Annotated in this window: 16 protein-coding genes; 5 read left to right on the top strand and 11 right to left on the bottom strand. The window is 70.3% G+C overall.

Annotated elements, in window-relative coordinates; translation table 11 throughout:
• Window positions 1-361 precede the first annotated feature (361 nt).
• The 7 genes from ACFU95_RS41675 to ACFU95_RS41645 form a co-directional block, all read right to left on the bottom strand.
• Window positions 362-1,012 carry a 2OG-Fe(II) oxygenase gene (locus ACFU95_RS41675; protein WP_383839911.1) on the bottom strand — a complete coding sequence of 217 codons (651 nt, stop codon included), beginning with the start codon at window positions 1,010-1,012 and terminating at the stop codon, window positions 362-364.
• Window positions 1,013-1,061: 49 nt separating this feature from the next.
• Window positions 1,062-1,838 carry a helix-turn-helix domain-containing protein gene (locus tag ACFU95_RS41670; RefSeq protein WP_383839908.1) on the bottom strand — a complete coding sequence of 259 codons (777 nt, stop codon included), beginning with the start codon at window positions 1,836-1,838 and terminating at the stop codon, window positions 1,062-1,064.
• 338 nt (window positions 1,839-2,176) lie between these two features.
• Window positions 2,177-3,265, bottom strand: a complete 1,089-nt coding sequence (truD, locus tag ACFU95_RS41665) for a tRNA pseudouridine(13) synthase TruD (protein ID WP_383839905.1) — start codon at window positions 3,263-3,265, stop codon at window positions 2,177-2,179.
• Between the two features lie 230 nt (window positions 3,266-3,495).
• Window positions 3,496-4,119 carry a 2OG-Fe(II) oxygenase gene (locus ACFU95_RS41660; protein ID WP_383839902.1) on the bottom strand — a complete coding sequence of 208 codons (624 nt, stop codon included), beginning with the start codon at window positions 4,117-4,119 and terminating at the stop codon, window positions 3,496-3,498.
• The gene (locus ACFU95_RS41655) at window positions 4,116-4,778 is read right to left on the bottom strand and encodes a hypothetical protein (RefSeq protein WP_383839899.1); all 663 of its coding nucleotides are present in this window, start codon (window positions 4,776-4,778) and stop codon (window positions 4,116-4,118) included. Before ACFU95_RS41655 ends, ACFU95_RS41660 begins: the two co-directional genes overlap by 4 nt.
• Complete coding sequence (locus ACFU95_RS41650; RefSeq protein WP_383839897.1) at window positions 4,775-5,923, bottom strand: aminotransferase class I/II-fold pyridoxal phosphate-dependent enzyme; 1,149 nt, start codon at window positions 5,921-5,923, stop codon at window positions 4,775-4,777. The genes ACFU95_RS41655 and ACFU95_RS41650 overlap by 4 nt, the downstream gene beginning before the upstream one ends.
• A 4-nt stretch (window positions 5,924-5,927) precedes the next feature.
• Window positions 5,928-7,256 (bottom strand): B12-binding domain-containing radical SAM protein, encoded by a 1,329-nt coding sequence (locus tag ACFU95_RS41645; RefSeq protein ID WP_383839895.1) that lies wholly within the window; start codon window positions 7,254-7,256, stop codon window positions 5,928-5,930.
• Window positions 7,257-7,460: 204 nt separating this feature from the next.
• Between ACFU95_RS41645 and ACFU95_RS41640 the strand changes: the two genes are divergently transcribed.
• The 3 genes from ACFU95_RS41640 (at window position 7,461) to ACFU95_RS41630 (ending at window position 11,027) form a co-directional block, all read left to right on the top strand.
• Window positions 7,461-8,840, top strand: a complete 1,380-nt coding sequence (locus tag ACFU95_RS41640; protein WP_383839892.1) for a hypothetical protein — start codon at window positions 7,461-7,463, stop codon at window positions 8,838-8,840.
• A gap of 223 nt (window positions 8,841-9,063) precedes the next feature.
• Window positions 9,064-10,263, top strand: a complete 1,200-nt coding sequence (locus ACFU95_RS41635; RefSeq protein WP_383839889.1) for a hypothetical protein — start codon at window positions 9,064-9,066, stop codon at window positions 10,261-10,263.
• Complete coding sequence (locus ACFU95_RS41630) at window positions 10,257-11,027, top strand: tyrosine-protein phosphatase (RefSeq protein ID WP_383839886.1); 771 nt, start codon at window positions 10,257-10,259, stop codon at window positions 11,025-11,027. Before ACFU95_RS41635 ends, ACFU95_RS41630 begins: the two co-directional genes overlap by 7 nt.
• A 684-nt stretch (window positions 11,028-11,711) precedes the next feature.
• Here the strand turns inward: ACFU95_RS41630 and ACFU95_RS41625 are convergent.
• Together ACFU95_RS41625 and ACFU95_RS41620 are read right to left on the bottom strand one after the other, a co-directional pair.
• Window positions 11,712-13,706 (bottom strand): BTAD domain-containing putative transcriptional regulator, encoded by a 1,995-nt coding sequence (locus ACFU95_RS41625; RefSeq protein ID WP_383839883.1) that lies wholly within the window; start codon window positions 13,704-13,706, stop codon window positions 11,712-11,714.
• A gap of 130 nt (window positions 13,707-13,836) precedes the next feature.
• Window positions 13,837-14,829: a LuxR C-terminal-related transcriptional regulator gene (locus ACFU95_RS41620; RefSeq protein WP_383839880.1), complete on the bottom strand. Its 993-nt coding sequence runs from the start codon at window positions 14,827-14,829 to the stop codon at window positions 13,837-13,839.
• Window positions 14,830-15,554: 725 nt separating this feature from the next.
• Between ACFU95_RS41620 and ACFU95_RS41615 the strand changes: the two genes are divergently transcribed.
• On the top strand, window positions 15,555-15,695 hold the full coding sequence (locus ACFU95_RS41615) for a hypothetical protein (protein ID WP_383839879.1): 141 nt from the start codon (window positions 15,555-15,557) through the stop codon (window positions 15,693-15,695).
• Between the two features lie 40 nt (window positions 15,696-15,735).
• Here ACFU95_RS41615 and ACFU95_RS41610 read toward each other — a convergent pair whose 3' ends face one another.
• Both ACFU95_RS41610 and ACFU95_RS41605 read right to left on the bottom strand, forming a co-directional pair.
• The gene (locus ACFU95_RS41610; RefSeq protein ID WP_383839876.1) at window positions 15,736-16,314 is read right to left on the bottom strand and encodes a GrpB family protein; all 579 of its coding nucleotides are present in this window, start codon (window positions 16,312-16,314) and stop codon (window positions 15,736-15,738) included.
• Window positions 16,311-17,090: a class I SAM-dependent methyltransferase gene (locus ACFU95_RS41605; protein WP_383839873.1), complete on the bottom strand. Its 780-nt coding sequence runs from the start codon at window positions 17,088-17,090 to the stop codon at window positions 16,311-16,313. The genes ACFU95_RS41610 and ACFU95_RS41605 overlap by 4 nt, the downstream gene beginning before the upstream one ends.
• 187 nt (window positions 17,091-17,277) lie before the next feature.
• Between ACFU95_RS41605 and ACFU95_RS41600 the strand changes: the two genes are divergently transcribed.
• Window positions 17,278-17,730, top strand: coding sequence for a nucleoside-diphosphate kinase (locus tag ACFU95_RS41600; protein WP_383839870.1), 453 nt, complete (start codon window positions 17,278-17,280; stop codon window positions 17,728-17,730).
• Window positions 17,731-17,858: the final 128 nt, after the last annotated feature.

The raw sequence follows: 17,858 nt of genomic DNA, 5'->3' as shown, positions 1-17,858 counted from the left end.
CGGGTCTTTTCTGTGGAGGAGTCCCAGGAACTGGGGGGTTTAGAAGACAAAAAAAACAAAGTGGTACGGCAGGGGTCACTCTGTGGCGCCACCGCTAGCTCCTAGGAGCTTTCAAGCTTTGGTTCAGGCCTTCTTGGTGACGACCTTCTCCAGGCGGGGGGAGACGAGGGAGACCTTGTTGCGAGTCATTTTCTTTTCCTTTCTTAGATGGTGTTTTCGTCGCCGGGGCTTTCGGTTTTTTCCTCCGCCCCGTTGCGGCGACAAGTAATTTCTATCAGCGTCAGACAAGCACCCTCAAGGGAGAAGTCCCGAACATTCCACGGCGCGGAACGAATTCCTTTTTTCGGGGCTCCGCAAGGCCTCAGACGGCCGTCAGATGCAGCAGCAGGACCTTCCGGTCCTCCTGCGCGGCGCCGGACACGGGGGCCACGGAGTGCCAGGAACGCTCCGAGGGGCACAGCACGATGGACTCGCCGGCGAGCGGCAGGACCTGCTGAACCACGTCGTCGGCGGCGGGCGAGCCCAGTACCTGGAACTGTCCCTGGTTCGCGGCCGGCCAGTGGGAGTTGAAGTACCAGGTCTGGGTCACGAGTTTGTCGGTGCGGTCGGTGTGCGGGTCGATCCAGGCGCCCGCCGAGTAGCGGACCGCCCTGATCTCCAGCCGGGCCCTGGAGACGTCCCGGGAGATCAGCTTTCCGACCGCCTCCCGGTACTCGGCCGACATCAGGGTCCTCACCAGGTCCTGCCACAGGGGGGTGAGCTCCCAGAACCCCTCCTCGACCGCCCCGTCGTCGCCCACGAGGGCGAGGTTGTCCGTGCGGTACCCCTTCTCCCCCGGTCGTCCGCTCGGCCGTTCGGTGCGGGTGAACCCGCTGTCCGGGAACTCCCGGACGAGCCGGTCGAGCGCGGGTTCGCGCAACATCCCGCGGACGGTGCCCCAGACGAAGGGCGAGGAGTTCAGGGTGGTGCAGCTCAGGGCGTCCAGATCGACGGGGGAGGTCAGGCTGTTCATACGGGTTTCCTTTCTGCTGTGGCATCTGTTGTGTCGGGCCGCGGACGGGCTACGCGGCCCCGCTGACGCCCGCGGCCGGCGCGGCGCCGAAGTCCGGCAGGGCCGCGATGCGGGTCGCCAACTCCTGTGCGACGCGGTGCAGTTCCCTGGCCAGGACGGCGCGGTTCTCCTTGTCGGCGGCGCTCAACGCGGACAGCGCCAGCACCACACCCGTACCGGGCAGCCGTAGAGGGCAGGCCAGGACCGCGCAGGCGTGAACGGCGTCCTCCAGTCGCACCACGGGGCCGGTCACCGGAAGCTTCGGGCCGAGCGCTCGCAGCGCCGGGTTCTCCGGGCCGGGGGCGGGTACCGGCGCCAGCACCCGGCGGGCACCGAGATCGACGATCTTCTCCCGCCCGTCGGGCACCGTGGACATGCCCACCCGTAGCAGATGGACCACCTCGCGGCCCCGGGCGACGGACAGACAGACCAGGGATGTCCCGGTACTGCGGCGCAGGTTCTGCAGATGGGGCTGGGCCAGCACCCGGATCTTCTGGTCGCGTTGGAGGCGGCCGCCCAGTACGAACACCTGCCGGCCCAGGACGAGCCCGCGCTGGCCGCGTTCGAGGAACCCGGAGTCCAGCAGTTCCGCGACGAGCCGGTGGGCGGTGGGCTTGGGCAGGCCGGCGCGGCGGGCGAGTTCGGCCAGCGTGAGTTCCACGTCGTCCGTCCTGAACGCGCTGAGGATCGCCAGGCCCCGCGTCAGCATGGAGTCGCGTTTCCGGCGGCCGTGCAGCTCGTGCGCCCGGTCGAGCCGTACGGTCCGTTCGGGTTCGGAGACGGTCACCGCGCGCCGCCCCTTCGCCGCACCGGAGCAGGTGACGGAGAGACGGAAAGACAGAAATATGCGGACATTGAGATGGCGTTTTTCGGCATGGGGGGACTCCTGGAATTCGGAGGAGTTGAGGGGAGGGAACGCGGGCACCGGTGCGGGCGGTGAGTGGGACGCCCGTTTCGCCGGGGGCGTCTCGTTCCCTCACGAGTCTGCCGTCGGCCGAGGCCCGCCCGGAAGGCCGCCGGAACGGCGAAACCGTCCTGGCAGTTTCCGGCCAGAAAACAGCGACGGCCCCGTCCCCCCGTGTGCGGGGAGAAGGGGCCGCGGCGCGGCAGGGCCGTCTCGTCAGCTCATGCCGCGTCGGCGCGGGCCACGGCCGTGGTGAGCGCGGCACGGGACCGGTCGGCGTGGGCGAGCTGGAGCAGGAACTGGGAGACGACGTTGGTGGCGTAGGCGCCCGACGGGAGCATGAAGGAGACCTCGCACTTCCACAGCCCGCCGAACATGTCGTCGGGTTCGACGTCCCGCACGGTGACCACCGTCTGCAGGACCGTCGGCCGGCGCGAGACCGTGCGGCGCGCCGCGCCGTCGGACCACCGCCACTTGTCGTACTCCATCTCGGGCAGTTCGGCCAGCAGGCCCAGCAGGGGCCGCGGGGCCGTTGGGAAGGTGTAGCCGAGCCCTTCACGTTCGGTCTGCTCGACCTCGGGCCCGTGCCGTTCGAGGCGCCGGGCCAGCCGGTGGTTCCACAGGTAGGACGAGTGGGCCGTCCGGTAGAAGGCGGTCACCCGCTGGTCGAGGCCGGCGAAGAACTCCTCGGCGCCCCCGGTGTGCCGCAGCGCCAGGTCGCCCTCGTGGGATCCGGAAGTGCGCAGCAGAGCGAAGGCCAGGTCGAGGTCGCCGTCGAGCAGTGCCTGGCCGATCAGGTGGGTCACCTTGGGGCCGCCCGCGACACCGAAGCGCTGGGTGTCGTAGTAGTTGGCGAACAGGACGGGCGCCTCGCCCCGTGGCACCGCCCGCAGCCGGGCGGCGTCGTCGGCTTCCATGCCCCGCAGTGTCAGCAGGAAGGCGTTGCCCAGCAGTTCGCCGATGCCCACGCGGCGCGCACCGCGTCCGGCGCGGCCCAGGGACAGCCAGCGCCCGGTGCCGGGGGTCCACCTCCGGTTGAAGGCGTCGAGGATCACGGACGGCACGTCGGCCGCCACGGACAGGGTCTGCTCGGTGACGCCGTCCTCGTCCTTCAGCCCGGCCGCGGACACCGCGTCGGCCGGGAGTTCCAGGTGCCGGGCCACCAGGTCCATGGCCTCGAAGGTGGTGTAGCCCTTCTTTCGAAGGTTCAGATAGGTGTGGCGGGGGTCTTCCGAAGTCCGTTCCGGAAGGGCCATGACCTCCCGTACGACGAAATCCTCGGGCACTGCTTTCACAACAGGGTTTCCCATGACGATTCCAGGGGTTCGGGGCGGAAAGTCGACCGGAGAGAAAAGCGAACCGGCGAGACCGGTAAGTCGCAGAATCTGGGCGCGCAGCGTTCCCGCGCTCACAGTGAGGGCTGGGATTAAAGGGGGTGTTCACGCCGATTCCAGGCGGCTTTCCGATCTCGCCGGTGTCCTTGACATTACCGCCGCTGCCGAGTGCCCGGTACCGGCGGTTCCGTGAGGCGAAACGGAGATCACTCGGGCCTGTGGAAAATCACCTGGGCCGACAGCCGTACGGCGCCCGGGTTACCGGGCAGCGCGCTCTCCACGGCGTGCCAGGACGAGTCGCCGCGCACCAGGACGACGCTGGAGTTGTGCAGCGGCGGGATCCGCCGGACCACGTCCCGCGGGTCCTGCGAACCGAGGAGCAGCAGATTGCCGCCCCAGGTCTCGGGCCAGGGTTCGTTGAAGTAGAAGACGTGGGTGACGAGCTTGCCCGGCTTGTCCACGTGGGGATCGAGCCAGCAGTCGGGCGGATACCTCCAGAGGTTGACCTCGACCGGGCAGGACTCCACGGGCAGCCCGGTCAGCGCGGCCAGTCCGGCGCGGTACCCCGGGCCGGTCACCTCCCGCACGAAGGCCCGCCAGGGCGCGGGCAGTTCCTCGCCGGGCGCCTCGGGCGCGGGGTGCAGCGGACGGGTCCACATGGTGTACGTCTTGTCCGGGTCGTGGCCGCTGACCTTGGTGAAGCCGGTGTCGGGGAACGTTGCGCGCAGCCGAGCGGCGGTGTCCTCGGGGAAGGTCTCGGGCAGGTGGTGATAGGGGAACGGGGTGTGCTCGGCCTGGGCCAGGCCCAGCAGTACCGGATCGTCCGTCATCGGTCCTCCAGGGGAAGGGAGACGGCGGCCCGGTCCGGGCCGCCGCAGGTGCACGGGGTCGGGTCCGCGGCGGTCGGCGGCGGACCGGTGGCCGTCGGCCGCGCGCGGAGCAGAGCGGTCAGTTCGCGTCGTGCCGTACGCGCCGCGCGCCGCGAACGGCAGACGACGACCCGTCCGTCGTATCCGGCCAGCAGTCGGCGCATCTGAACGAGTTCACGGCGCCGGAAGCCGAGCACCTTGCGCAGCAGCGCGGGCAGATCGCGCACGGGCGGGTCGGCCGGGCGCAGCCCTCGGGGCAGATACTCGCCGTCGGCGCCGCGGTGCCTGCGCAGCCGGACGCTGCGCCGCACGACCTGCCAGGCGCAGACCACGACCGGCAGGTCGAGCAGGACCACGATCTCGGCCCTGGCCAGGCGTTCGGGGACGGTGTCCAGATGGTTGCCGTCCACGATCCACCGCTCGCCGCTCACCAGGTCCCGCACCAGCCGCCGCCACTCGTCCGGCGGGGTGCGTCGCCAGCCTGGGCGCCAGTAGAGGTCGTCGAGATGGAAGAGGGGGATTCCGGTGCCGGCCAGAGCGTGGCAGAACGTGGACTTGCCGCTTCCCGGGCTCCCCAGTACGGCCACCCGGCCGGCGAGCGGGATGCCGGAAGGCGTCATCGCTCACCTCGCCCGGGTGGCGGCGCCGTCTTCGCGGAGACCGACGCGGCGAGCAGACCGACGACCCGTCGCATGACGGGCCGGTCCGCCAGGGAGATCCGCAGGCACTCCGCCAGCCCTGGCACCCCGGTCAGTGCCCGGATTCTGAACCCCTCTTCCAGCAGAGCCCGTTCGACGAGCGCGGGCTCCGAGGTGGAGCCGGTGTGGAACGTGACGAAGTTCCCGCCCGGTTCGAGCCGCCGCCAACCGGGGCGGACCCGTTCGACGGCATCCGCGAACTCCGCCCGGATGGCGCGTACGTCGTCCCACACCTCGGTGAACTCCGCCGTGCGCTCCAGCAGCGCGGACAGCAGCGCGAGCGCGGGCCCGGACACCGTGCTGTCCGGCCGGTGGACGGCGAGATGTCCGGCGATGTCCTCGCCCGCGAAGACGGCGGCGATCCGGGCTCCGGCCAGGGCGTGGGACTTGGAGTGGGACCGCACGACGACGAGCCGGGGGTGGTCGGCGAGCAGGGGCACGTGCGTCACGCCGGCGTAGACGCCGTAGCACTCGTCGATCACCAGCAGGTGACCGTGCCGCTCGCACGCGTCGGCGAGGAGCCCGACCTCCTCGGGCGGTACCGGCAGCCCCGAGAGGCCGGCGGGGTTGGTCAGCGCGACGACCGAGGGCGGGTGACTGCGTACGGCATCGAACAGGTCGGCGTTGTCCAGCCCGGGCGGCCGTCCGCGGATCTGGCGCACGCCAGTCACCGGGACGCCGCGCAGCCGGGCGTAGTAGCGCCACGCCTCGAACGAGGGCTCCGGCAGGATCAGCCGGCCCGCGGGCACGGCGAAGGCGTCCACCAGCAGGCCGATCGCGGTGTCGGAGCCCGCCGTGAGCACGACACGCTCGACCGGTACGCCGTGGCGGGCGCCCAGTTGGGCCCGCACCTCCGTCAGGACGGGGTAGGAGCGAGTGTCGCCCGGGACCAGCGTCCCGAGCGCCTCGGAGACCAGCCGGTCGGCCAGCGGGTGCTGGAGTTCGCAGCTCTTCAGGTTGACCCCGCCAAAGCGCTGCCGGGACGGATGGCTGACAGTCAAGGCAGCGGCACGGACCGGGAAACGGCGAACCAGAGCGGCCTTGGGAGTGACAGGCGTGGCCGTCACGGGGTCACGCGGCGTCACGGTCGGTGTACCGCGGAATGGCCTCGTACACCTTCGTCAACCGGTCCTCGGCGCCGAACAGGAACTCGTACCACTCCCGCATCGTCCCGGGGTCCCCGGGCTCGGCGACGAGTTGACGGTTGTACCTGCTGATCTCCAGGGGGCTCAGGGTGGCGGGCATACCGTGGTACGGGGTGTACATGGTGGGCCGGACGCGTGCCCCGGTGCGGCGGGCCACCTCGATCGTCCGGGCCACTCCGGCGGGCGTGGTGCCCGGGAGGCCGACGATCACGAAGGCGTTGAGTTCGATGCCGGCATGTTCGCACCAGCCGGCCAGGGTGCGGAACTTCTCGTCCTCGATCTGCTTGGCCCTGGGAAGGTTCCCCTGGCTGTCGGGTTCGAGGGTCTCAAGCCCCACGGAGATGCGCACACAGCCCGACGCCCCCATCAGCGTGACGAGTTCCTCGCTGAGGTGGTGAATGGTGGTGGCGCATTTCCAGCGCGGCCGCAGCGAACCCTGCTGGAACCGTTCACACAGTTCCTTCACCCAGCGGCGGTCCAGGGTGAAGGTGGGCGCGTAGAAAGCGACGTATTCGAAGGGGTGCCGGGCGAACGCGGTCTCGATGTACTCGATGACCCGGTCCACCGAAAGACGCCGTTCCTTGAGGCCGAATATCGAGGGAACTTCGCAGAAGTCGCAGCCGATCGGGCAGCCGCGCGCGGCCGGCACGACGAGTTCGCGGCGGAACGGGATTCCGCAGAACTTGTGGTCGTCGCGGGCGTAGAGCCGGTCGTACGCGGCGTACGGGATCTCGTCCACGTCCGGCAGGGTCCAGTCCTCGGCCGGCAGTGACCCGCCCGGCTGCCGGGGATCGTGCCACTGACCCGCCGCCCGCACGGCGACGCCCGGCAGCGGCCCGGCGGGCCAGCCGCCGGCGACAGCGTCCACGACGTGAGCCACCCCGCACTCGTAGTCGCCGGACTGGACGATGGCGTCCAGGTCGTACCGCTTGAAGTAGCCGGGATTCATGCTGCTCAGGCGGCCGAACGTGACCAGGCGGCTGCGCGGGGACAGTTCCCTGGTATAGGCGATGAACCGTTCGAGACCGTCCACCGCGTCGAAGTCGTTCATCACGGCGACGACGTCGTAGTCACCCTGGAAGAGCAGATCGCCGACGGCCTTCCAGTTCATGTTCAGCACCCCGGCGTCACGTACGTCCACTCGGGTCACCCGGGGGTCTCGCCGGAGATGGCCGGCGGTCATGAACGCGGGCGTGTGATGACCGGCGTTGAAGTAGCTGGGAACATGCGGCGGCCAGATGACGAGTACCTTCATGGATTCACTCCTGCCTTGTATCTTTCCCAGCATGCTGGGAGGAATCCGGAGTGAAGAGAATCCGGGGTTTCTCCCGGCGGAACGCCTTTCGCCGGGAGACCGAGAAGGGCGTTCCGCCACACGGAACCCTTTCCGGACGGAATTGTCAATTCACCCTAGGGTGCCCACGGCTCTGTCATTTTCTACAGCAGGAAAGGACCCCTCATGCGCAGTGGAGCGCCTGTGATCACGGCCCCGGCCCCGGCCCGGCCCGCGCCCGACAGCTGGGAACTCTCCCGGGAACCGACGCCGTCGTCGGTGCGCGTGCGCGTCTCCGGGTTCAAGCACCTCCTCGTCCCGGCCCTCGCCGCGGCGTGCCTGGCCGACCGGCCCTGGCTGATCAGCAACGTGCCGGACATCGCCGACACCCGCGTCCTGACCGCGCTGCTCGGCAGGGCAGGAGCCGCGGTCACGCACGATCGGCAGGAGGGCACTGTGCGGGTCCTTGCCGGGGAGCTGAGGCAGCACCGCATCCCTGACGACCTGTCCGGCCAGGTGCACGGCGCCGTCTATCTGCTGCCCGCTCTGCTGGCGTCGACCGGACGGGTCGTGTCAGGACGCCACGGCGGCTGCCGGATCGGCTCCGGCGGGTCGGGTGAGCGCCCGCTGGCCCATGTCGCCGCGGTGATGGAGCGGTTCGGCGCCCGTTGCGAGACGACGGAGGGCTCCTTCAGCGCCACCACAACCGCGTCCGGGCTGCGCGGCGCCGTCGTCGACCTGGCCGACTTCGCGGTACGGGAACCGGTCACCGGCACCCTCACCGGACCGCACTACTCCGGGGCGACGAAGACGGCGCTGCTGCTGGGCGCCGTCGCGCGGGGCACCACCGTGCTGCGCGAGCCGTACCCCAAGGCCGATGTGCTGGAGCTCGCGCGGGCACTGGGTACGGCCGGGGTACCGCTGCGGATCGGCCCGGACGAGATCGTCATCGAGGGGCGGGGCGGTCCGGTCGGCGGCACCGAGCTGGCCCTGCCGTCCGACCTGATGGAGGTGGTCACGATGATCGCCCTGTCCGTCTGCCTGGACACCGAGTCACGGCTTGGGCTGGACCGGCCCGACGCGGTACGCGCGGGCCTCGCCCCCGAGCTGGCGTGTCTGGAGGCCATGGGGATACCCCTGGCCTGGGAGGGCGACATCCTGCGGACCGGGCGCGTCGAACGGATCGCCGCCGTGGACATGGTCGCCGCCTCCCACCTGGTCTACAGCGACGCCCTGGCCCTGCTGGTACCGATGCTGCTGCGCGCGTCGGGGCCCTCGGTGGTGACCGACCTGGTGTGGGGCTCCCGCTTCGGCTACGCCGAGGGGCTGCGGGCACTGGGCGCGGACCTGGCCGTCTCGGGTTCCCGGATGACCGTACGGCCCAGCGTGCTGAGCCCGGCGGCCGGCGATCTGCGCGCCGGCGATCTGCGCGCCGTGATGTCCCTGGTGATCGGCGCGCTGACGGCCGGGGGACGCCATGTGGTGCATGGCGTCCGACACCTGGCACGCGGCTACGACAACCTGCCCGACAAGCTGCGGTTGTTCGGCGCCGGAATCCGGGAGTGACTGCCGAAAGCGCGTTGAAGGGGTTCGATGCGCTGCCCCGGTCGTGCCGCACCCGGGCAGCCCGGCGAGATCACGTTCCGGGCCACGGAACGCGCCATGGGTGCGGCGGCCCCGGCGCTCCAGGATGGAACGTGGCCGCGTCCGGCCAGGAGTGGAGCACCCCCGGCCTTCAGCCCTGTCGTGCGGTGCCCGCCCGCGAATGAACCGCGAAAGGAAGGCACCTGTGACGGGAAACCCGCGCACGACCCTGCTCGATCCGACCGCGTCCCCGCCGGGTGACGTCTTCACCTTGTCCCGGTGGTTCGCCCGGCTGTCCGTACAGAGCGCGCTGCCGGAGCTGAACGCGTTCCTCACCGCGCTGCTCGGCCCGTACTGCGTCCTGGCCACGGGCGCCGCTCCCGGCGCGGTGACCGTGTCGGTGCGCTGCTCGCCGACGCTGCCCGTCGCCCACGACGACCTGGACGCCGTACCGCGCAGCCCGCAGCTGTGGCTCGACGAGGACGGGCCCCGCATGGTCGTCCTGGAGCATCTGAGCGACACCATGGTGACGCTGCGGGACATGGAGGAGGACAGCGACCCCGTACTGATCAGCGTGAACCGGCCGGAGAAGGCCATCCGGCTGGACATCGCGGCGGACACACCCAGGGCACGGCGCGCCGTCGCGCGGCTGGTGGCGTTCCTGCTCGGCGCTCAGCTGCACTCGGGCGGCGTCCCGGTGCTGCACGGCTCCGCGGTGGCCCGGGACGGCAAAGCCGTCGCCATTCTCGGTCCCAGCAGTTCCGGCAAGTCCACCCTTGCCTTCCTCGCCTCCACCCTGGCCGGCTGGGACTTCGTCTCGGACGACACCCTGCTGGCCTGGGACGAGGGGCCGAACGGGCCGCTGTCGGTGAGCGGCAGCCCGCGCCGGCTGGGCATCGGGGTGGGCAGCCTGACCGCACACCCGGCGCGGCCCCGCTTCGAGACGTACCCGCTGCGCCGGTACGGCGACAGCCCGGTGGGCCCTTTGCCCACGCCCTCGGCGAACTCGTGGTCCGGTGCGGGGCGCGTGCGCCTGTACTGCGACATCGACGAGCTCACCGCCATCACGGGTACCCGGTGCGCACAGCACGCCACCCCGGCCGGAATCGTCCTGCCCGTCGCCGACCCGCACCTGACGGGATGGAGGGTGGAGGCGCAGACGGCGGCCGGCGAGCTGCCCGAGCTGAAGCCGACCAGCGGGCGCAACCTGCGGTACTTCGTGGACTACCTCGGCATCCTCACGCCGCGCCCCTTCGACGCCGAGGGCCGCGCCAGGGTCCTCGACGGAATGCGGCGGCTGCCCCGCGTCCGGGTGCGCTACGGCCCGGACGTGAACGCCGACTTCCCGCGTTTCTGGTCCGAGGTGACCGACGCACTGGGCCTGGGGGAGGCGCGGCCGTGCTGATCTGGAACGTGGAATCCGCGGCCGTCGGGGTCAACTTCCGGGAGGTCCGGGCAAGGGGGCTGCGGCCCGGACGGCTGTTCCGCTGCGGTTACATCTCGGCCTGCACTCCACGGGAGGCGGCCGTGCTGCGCGACCGGTACGGGATCCGTACCGTCATCGACCTGCGCAGCCCGCGCGAGACCGCCAAGTACGGCGCCCCGCAGGCCCTGACCGACGCCGGGCTGCGCTGGATCCAGGCCCCGCTGACCGGTTACTCCGGCGCCGCCGTAGCCGGGCAGCGCCCCGCCTCCGAGGACGTGGTGCGCTACTACCACGGCATCCTCACCGACGCGTACGACCCCTGCTGGCCGGGCCTGTTCACCGCCTTGGCCATCGTGGCGGCGGAACCGTTCCTGGTCTGCTGCCACTTCGGCAAGGACCGCACCGGCCTGGCCGTCGCCGCGGTCCTCGACCTGCTGGGCTGTCCCGCCGAGGACATCGCGCGCGACTACGGGGAGAGCGCGCGCGACCTGGTCGCCCAGGTGGACCGCTTCCAGGACAAGTGGGTACGGCGGGGCCACACCCGTGACGACTATCTCCACCGGATGCAGGTACGCGACGAGACGATGCGCACATGGCTGTCGGAGGTGCGGGAACGGCACGGCGGTCTGGTCCCGTTCCTGAGCCGTCGGGGTGTGTCGCAGGCAGCCCTGGACACCGTTCGCACAGAACTGTCGGACGTCCCGCCGGGGCCGCGGGAACCGTCCGCCGGGAGGCGGGAGTGAGGTCCCGGCGGCCCGGTGCGGGTGGGTCACCGAACATGTACCGTCCGCGAGGCCCAGCAGCACCAGGGCGCCTCCGCGTCGCCACCAATGGGGGAACGGTCCCCGGCCCGGCGCGGCGCCGGGCCGGGGATGTGACACAGGCTCTGCGGCGCTGACGGCGCGGTGGCGCCCGACGGGCCAGAGGCTGCGGTGGCCTTCGTGCGGCGGTGGGCACAGCAGTCGGGTGTCGACCCGCGACGGGCCGGGCGGCGGTCATCGCCCGACGACCCACGCCGGAAGTCCGCCGCCGTGGCCCGCAGCCTCGGCGCGGACTGCGTGATGTGGCCGGCCTACCGGGACAGGGCTCCGCGGCGCGGACCGCACGCCAGGTGATGGACGGGCGCCATGGTCAGGTCCTGGCCGCGGCCACCGCACGGGCGACAGCCGCCCTGGGGACGGAGTGGCCCGGTTCCAGTGCCGCGGCAGGCAACGTCTGCCCGTGAAGGAGCGGCGTCCGGTGCGTGGTCTCGGCGTGCCGGCCGGAAGCCCTCGTACTGGGCGTACTTGGGTTTCCGGCCGGTGCGGCGAGTGGGGGCACCTCCCACGCCCTTGAGGCAGTGGAGGAGCGTGCCGGGTCTCGCGACGGGGCGGACGTTGCCTGTCGCGGCACTAGGGTGTTGGGGGCCTGCTCCCGTCAGGTGTCGGCTACCGGATCGGCCCGGCCGACCGAGTTCCCCACCCCTGCCGGTCCGGGAGGCCAGGAGTGGACGGGGCGCGCCCGGGCATGGCCGTCCTGAGGGCCTCCCGCAAGCACTCCATGTGCGCCGCCTCGTCCGTCGGATCCCGCTGCGCCAGCATCCGTTCCCGCGCGAGCAGCCGCATCAGGCCGACCAGTCGGTACGATTCGGTCGCGTCTCCGTCGGGACGTACGTCGACGAGTCCTCTCTCAACGAGGTCGTCGAGGAGTCCCATCCCGACGCCCGGCGCGCAGCCCAGCAACTCGTCGACGACCGCCGACGAGAAGCTCCGTTCCCCCCACAGCGTCAGCCGCCGCAGCAGCAGCCGCGCGGCGCAGCGCAGATCCTCGTAGTCGGCGAGCAGGGCACCGCGTACGTCGAACCCCCCGCAGGAAAGCTGGTCGAGCAGCACGGAATCGTCCTTCAGGTCCTTGACATACCGGGCCAGCGGCCACTGCGGACGCCGGTTGAGCCGGGATGCCAAGGCCGTCAGCGCGAGGGGAAGGCCGGCGCAACGATCCGCGAGCCGTCGCGCCTCCTCGGACTCGGCGGACACCCGGGAGGCGCCGATGAGCCGGGCCAGGAAGCTGACGGAGGCGTCCGTGCCGAGGTGGCCGAGGCGGATGCGGTGCGCCATCGGCTGCGTACCCCACGGCACCCTGGTGACCAGGATGACCGCCCGGTCGGTGCCGTCGGTCAGGAACGGGAGGATCTGCCGGTCCTGCGCGTTGTCGAGAACCACCAGTACCCGGCGCCCACGCAGCAGCTCCCGGTACTGCGCCGAGCGCTCCTCCAGCGTCGGCGGCACCTGGGAGGACGGGACCCCCAGGGCGCGCAGGAACGTCGCCAGGACGGCATGGGGGCCGACCGGGGTGCGGTCCACGCGGCGCATGTCGTGGTAGAGCTGACCGTCCGGATAGTCGGGGGCCAGTCGAGTGGCAGCCTCGACCGCGAAGGCGGTCTTGCCCACCCCCGGCGGGCCGGAGACGGAGACGAGCCCGCGCCGCGCGCCCGGGCCCGCCGCGCCCGAGGGACGCAACGCTTCCCGCAGGGCACAGAGCTCCTCCGAACGGCCATCGAGGTGAAACGACCCCAGCACGGGCAGGAGTTCGCGGCCGAGCTTAGGCCGGCGCAGCGCCCCGTGCGGCGCAGCCGAGGCGTGGCGGACTCGCGTTTCCTCGTGGTCCCTGGCCTTCCCGCCGCGGAAGCTCATGTCGTGCAGAATCGTTTCATGCAGCTGTCGTAGCTCAGGATCCGGCTCCAGCCCGAGACGGTCCCGGTACTCCCGGAGCGCCTCGCGATAGACGGTGAGCGCGTCCGCCCGCCGTCCCAGCTGTTGCAGGGCCTTCATGTTGAGCGCCCGGAGCCTCCCGTGCAGGGGATGTTCGGCGACCAGCCCGGCCAACTCGTCGATGATGTCGGCTGCCTGACCGAGGTCGAGTTGCGCGTCCAGACACACCTCAAGGACATGAAGTCTGCGCTGAGCGAGCTGGCGTGCCACGGACTGCACCACCTCGCTGCCCACGTCAGCCAGCGGCTCGCCGGTGAACAGCCCTAGCGCCCGGCGGGCGATGGCGACACCCTCAGCGGTCGCCTCGGGACTGGAACGCTGCTTGATCACGCGCAGGGCCGCGGATACCTCCCGCTCGAAGACGAGCAGGTCCACCTCGTCCTGATCGGCGACGAGTTGATAACCGGGGCGGGAGGTGACGATACGGCCGGACAGCCCTGCCTCGTCGAACGCCCGGCGCAGCCGTGAGATACAGATCTGGATCTGGGTCCGGACGGTGGACGGGGTGTGGTAGTTCCACACCCCGTCGGCCAACCGCTCCACCGAAACCACCTTGTTGGCGTTGAGGATGAGCTGCGACACGACGACACGCTCACGTCCGGCGGGGAGACTGATCTGTCCCGCCGGGCCGGTCAGCCGGAGCGGCCCGAGAATACGAAAGACAGGTTCCAACGCTCCGCCTCTGTCTGACGGCAGATCCGTCAAGGTGCTGACCTCACTCGCCCTGGCCGAAGTCTACCCACACCCGCAGACTTACTTGAAGTGTTGAATACCCTAAAGCAAATCGCAGATGCATTCCCCGCTACAGCCAGCCCAGCTGAGCGGCCTTCACCCCCGCCTCGAAACGACTGCGCGCCCCCAGGCGCTCCATGATGGAGGCCATGGTCCGGCGCGCCGTACGCGCCGAGATGAACAGCTTGGCGGCGGCCGACTCATCCGTGTGCCCCTGCGCGATGAGCACCAACAGCGCCTTCTCCTGCGAGGACAGACCATCGCCGTCGGGCCGGCGGTCGCTGCCGAGTGGCGTGGCCACGTCCCAGACCTGCTCGAAAAGGGCCATCAGAGAGGCGACCATCCCCGGTTCCGTGAGAAACATCGCCCCTTTGCGGCTGTCCTTCGGATCGATCGGCACCAGAGCGGCGCTCCGGTCCACCACCACCATCCTGGGAGGCAGCGTCGACACCGTACGGAATTCACTGCCTTGGTCGGTCAGCCACCGGGCATATGCCAGAGTTTCCTCGTGCCCGCGAACGGAATCCAGACCGACCGTCCGCACGGCTGCCCCACGGGCCATTACCCGGGCATCGTTTTCGCGCGCGGCCTCCAGGGCTTCGGCGGACTGGGCCCCGCCCGGCATGAACGTCGCCACGGACCACCGGGCCTCCTGTGAGAATCTCTCCAGCCGCTGCTGCACCGCGTCGATTCCCTCCAGCCGCTGCACACCCTCGGTGACGGCGGAGGGGACACTCGTGTTCCGGTCCGCGAGCATCCGCAGCACCATGGACTGGCTGGCCGAGATCTGTTGCTGGCGCGCCAGCAACTGCTCGTGCTCGCGAGCCAGCAACTCCTGAAGCCCTACCACGGGGTCCACCGGAACCAGCCGTCCCGGCTCGTCGCGGGACCGCCGCATCATCCGCAACTGGAGCAGGGCCTCCAACGCGTCGCGGACCTCGGCGACGTCGAGCTGAAGCCGCTCCGCCAGTCCCGGCGCATCCAGCGCCGGCGCCTCCAGCGCAGCCCTGTAGACGATCTCCTGCACGTGATCAAGCCCGGCCAGCCCGAGAACAACCTTCATTTCTACCCCACCTCCGCCCGCCAAGAGAGCAATCGCTTCCCCGCCGGGACCAAAACCCTGCCTAACAACACATTCACCCCGGGCGACGGCACACCAGCGATTACCGAGAGTTCACCACGGCGCCGCGCGCCGAGCGGGAAAGATGTCATCGAAAAAGACCTCCGTCTTCCGATTGTGGCGGTATCTCGTCGCACCGCCACTCCTTCAGGACCGAGGAATCACCTCGCCTACCTTCACACAAAGGGGCTGGACTTTCAGTCCGCTATCACTTCCCTATCGGGCGTTTCCAAGTCCGCCTGCCCGACGCACGGGAAGAATCGGAGAAACCGACCGAATCCCGGATCTACCTACCGGCCAGGGCTCACGCGGGCTCCGCCACGGAGCGTCACCTCAAGCCAATCCTTCTACTTCCATTACAGATTCTTGACGATGCGGCCCCGCACCCGCACGAGGGCACTCCGCCTCCCCCTCCGGGTCCCCGCCCGTCACGGCTGGCCTGAAGCGGCCGGGCCGCTTTTCCCGCTTCTCCCGGCCGGTTCAGATCTCCAGAATCGAAAACGAAGCGAGGGACGCGGCGACGCGAACACCGACAAAGGTCGAGCAACGCCTCTCATTTCCATCGCAAAGGCACGACCAAACGCGTCAAAAGAAATGTGCGCCAAGGATTTGGCACACAAACGAATCTGCCGCAGCTTATGCATCGCAATTCTTCTGGAGGTAGAACCATGTCTCGAAGCCTGCGTTTCTACGGGATTCTCGTCGCCGCCGCCATCGCCCTGACCGGCCTCGCCGTGCAGTCGACCGCCCAGCACGTCTCGACCGTCGTCCGGGTGGAGGGCACGGACGACGGTCTGATCTGGGACTGAGGCGGCCCGCAGGCGCGGCCCGGCCGCGAGCGCGCCGGGTTCAGGCGTCGCTGCGGCCCGGTTGCCAGCCGGTTTCCTGGGACCAGGAGGCTGCCTCGCGCAAGACGTCCCAGATGAAGGGGCTCTTGCGCTCGGTGTAGGTCTGGGCGTCGTGGCGGTGCCGGGCGGCCAGTTCCCGTTTGGTGTGGGCGTACCGCCGGGCGGTGTCGGGGTGGGTGCGGAGAAAGTCGCGGAAGACCAGGTTCAGCTGTTCGTCGAGACTGCCGGCGCGGCGTACGTGGATGTGGATGCGGCGGGAGCCCGGTGCCTCGCGGAAATACCGTTTGGACAGGTCGGGATTGTCGTGGCGGTAACGGAAGCCCAGTTCCTCCAGCGGCCGGCGGAAGGTGTCGTCCGGTGTCAGCTCGGTGACGGAGATCTGCACGTCGATGATGGGCTTGGCGGGCAGGCCGGGTACCGCGGTGGAGCCCACGTGGTCGATCCTCGGGACGTCCGTCAGCGCGGCCCGCAGCAGTGCGCCGAGGGCGGTGAACTCCGCGGGCCACCGGGGGTCGTAGGGAACGATCTCGACCCTGCGGCCCGGCGTGCCCGCCGGGCCGTCGGCTACTGCTTCGGTCATGGCGTGAGCCCGGCCGTCGCGGGGCGGGCCTGTTCGCGCTTGTAGCGGGGGGTGAAGTCCACCTGGGTCGAGTAGACGCTCCGGACGCCGCCCCACTCGTGCCACAGGAAGTTGAGGTCGACGGAGGCCACCAGCCGCAGACCCAGGTCCAGATGGTCCTGCCGACGCAGTTCGAGGTAGGCGAGGTCGGGGTGCTCCCGGCCCGCGGGCCAGACCAGTTCGATGCCGTCGACACTCCGGAGATGGTCACCGAGTTCCACCTCCCGGCCCCGGTCCCAGATCTCCCAGTACCCCTGGTACTTCTCCGGCGCGTCCTTCTCGTCGAAGTGCAGGGAGGGGTTGATCCGGGCCAGTCCGCCGGGTGCGAGGAGCCGGTTGCACTCCTTGAGGAAGGCGGCCTTGTCGTCGTACAGGTACAGCGACGCCTGGCTGTAGACGAAGTCGAAGGATGCGTCGGGGAACGGCAGCGGCCGGGAGGCGTCGCAGTAGGTGATGTGCGGCAGCGCGGTCCGTTCCAGGTCCTGTGCAATGAAGATGCCGCGCTCCAGTGCCTCGGCGCGCATCCGCTGTTCGTCGCCGTCGATCGGCGAGTAGTTGAAGCCGCACACCTCGACGGCGTCGCCGAAGGTGCGGACGAGTTCCATCATGGCCACGCCGTAGCCGCAGCCCGCCTCCAGCAGCCGTACCCTGCCCTGCTGCTCGATCCGGGCGGCTACCGCCGCTTCGAAGTCACCGAGATACTTCCGGGCGTGGGCCAGGCCCCGGTCCCTTGTCATTGGATGGTCCCCTCTCAGCCGGTGGGTGTCGCAGACGCCTCGTGTTCCTGGCTTCCGACCCTAGCCAGCGCCGCCGCCGTCGTGACCGGCACATTTCACCGCGCGGAACGAAGGCTTCTGCGGTCCGTCGCCTCCCCGGCACGATCGCAGGCGATGGCAGGGACGGCGAGACCGGAGGAGCGGTCGGATGCGGATCCGTTGGGAGTTTCGTCGGGTGTCCGCGGTGCGGGCACGTATCGCGCTGCCCGTGCGCTGTGACGTCGCGCGGGACACCCATGCCCTGGTCAAGCCGGACGGGGTGGCGCGTGGTCTGTCCGGGACCGTCGTGGACGGGCTGCGGGATGCGGGCCTGGACGTGGAGACGGTCGGTGAGCTGCTGCTGCGCCCTTCGGACGCGGAACGCTGGCTGCCGGAGAAGACCGACGAGCCGGACGGCAGGCTGACCCTGGCCTACCTGTGCGAGGGGCCCGTACTGCTGCTGGCGGTCCGGGGCGAGGACGCCATCAGGCGGACGCTGTCCGTCAAGCGGCGGCTGCGGGCGGGCCTCGGCTGTGGCGAGCGGCGCAACGTGGTGCACTGTCCGGAGACCCTGGGCGAACGCGACCACGAGCGGACGGTCTTCGCGCCCCTGCTGCGGTGACCGGCCACGCAGACACCCTGGCCGAAGGACCGCCGGGGGGTGCCCCTATCTCTTTCGTCAAGGGGCGGGTCGGTTGATTGGTGATGTTTCAGGCGGCTTGGGGGACGGCTTGAGGTTCGAAGAACGTG

The organism is Streptomyces sp. NPDC057623 (assembly GCF_042800355.1).
Lineage (GTDB): Bacteria > Actinomycetota > Actinomycetes > Streptomycetales > Streptomycetaceae > Streptomyces.
Note: the sequence above shows the minus strand (reverse complement) of the source record. Positions and strands in the feature narration are given on the sequence as shown.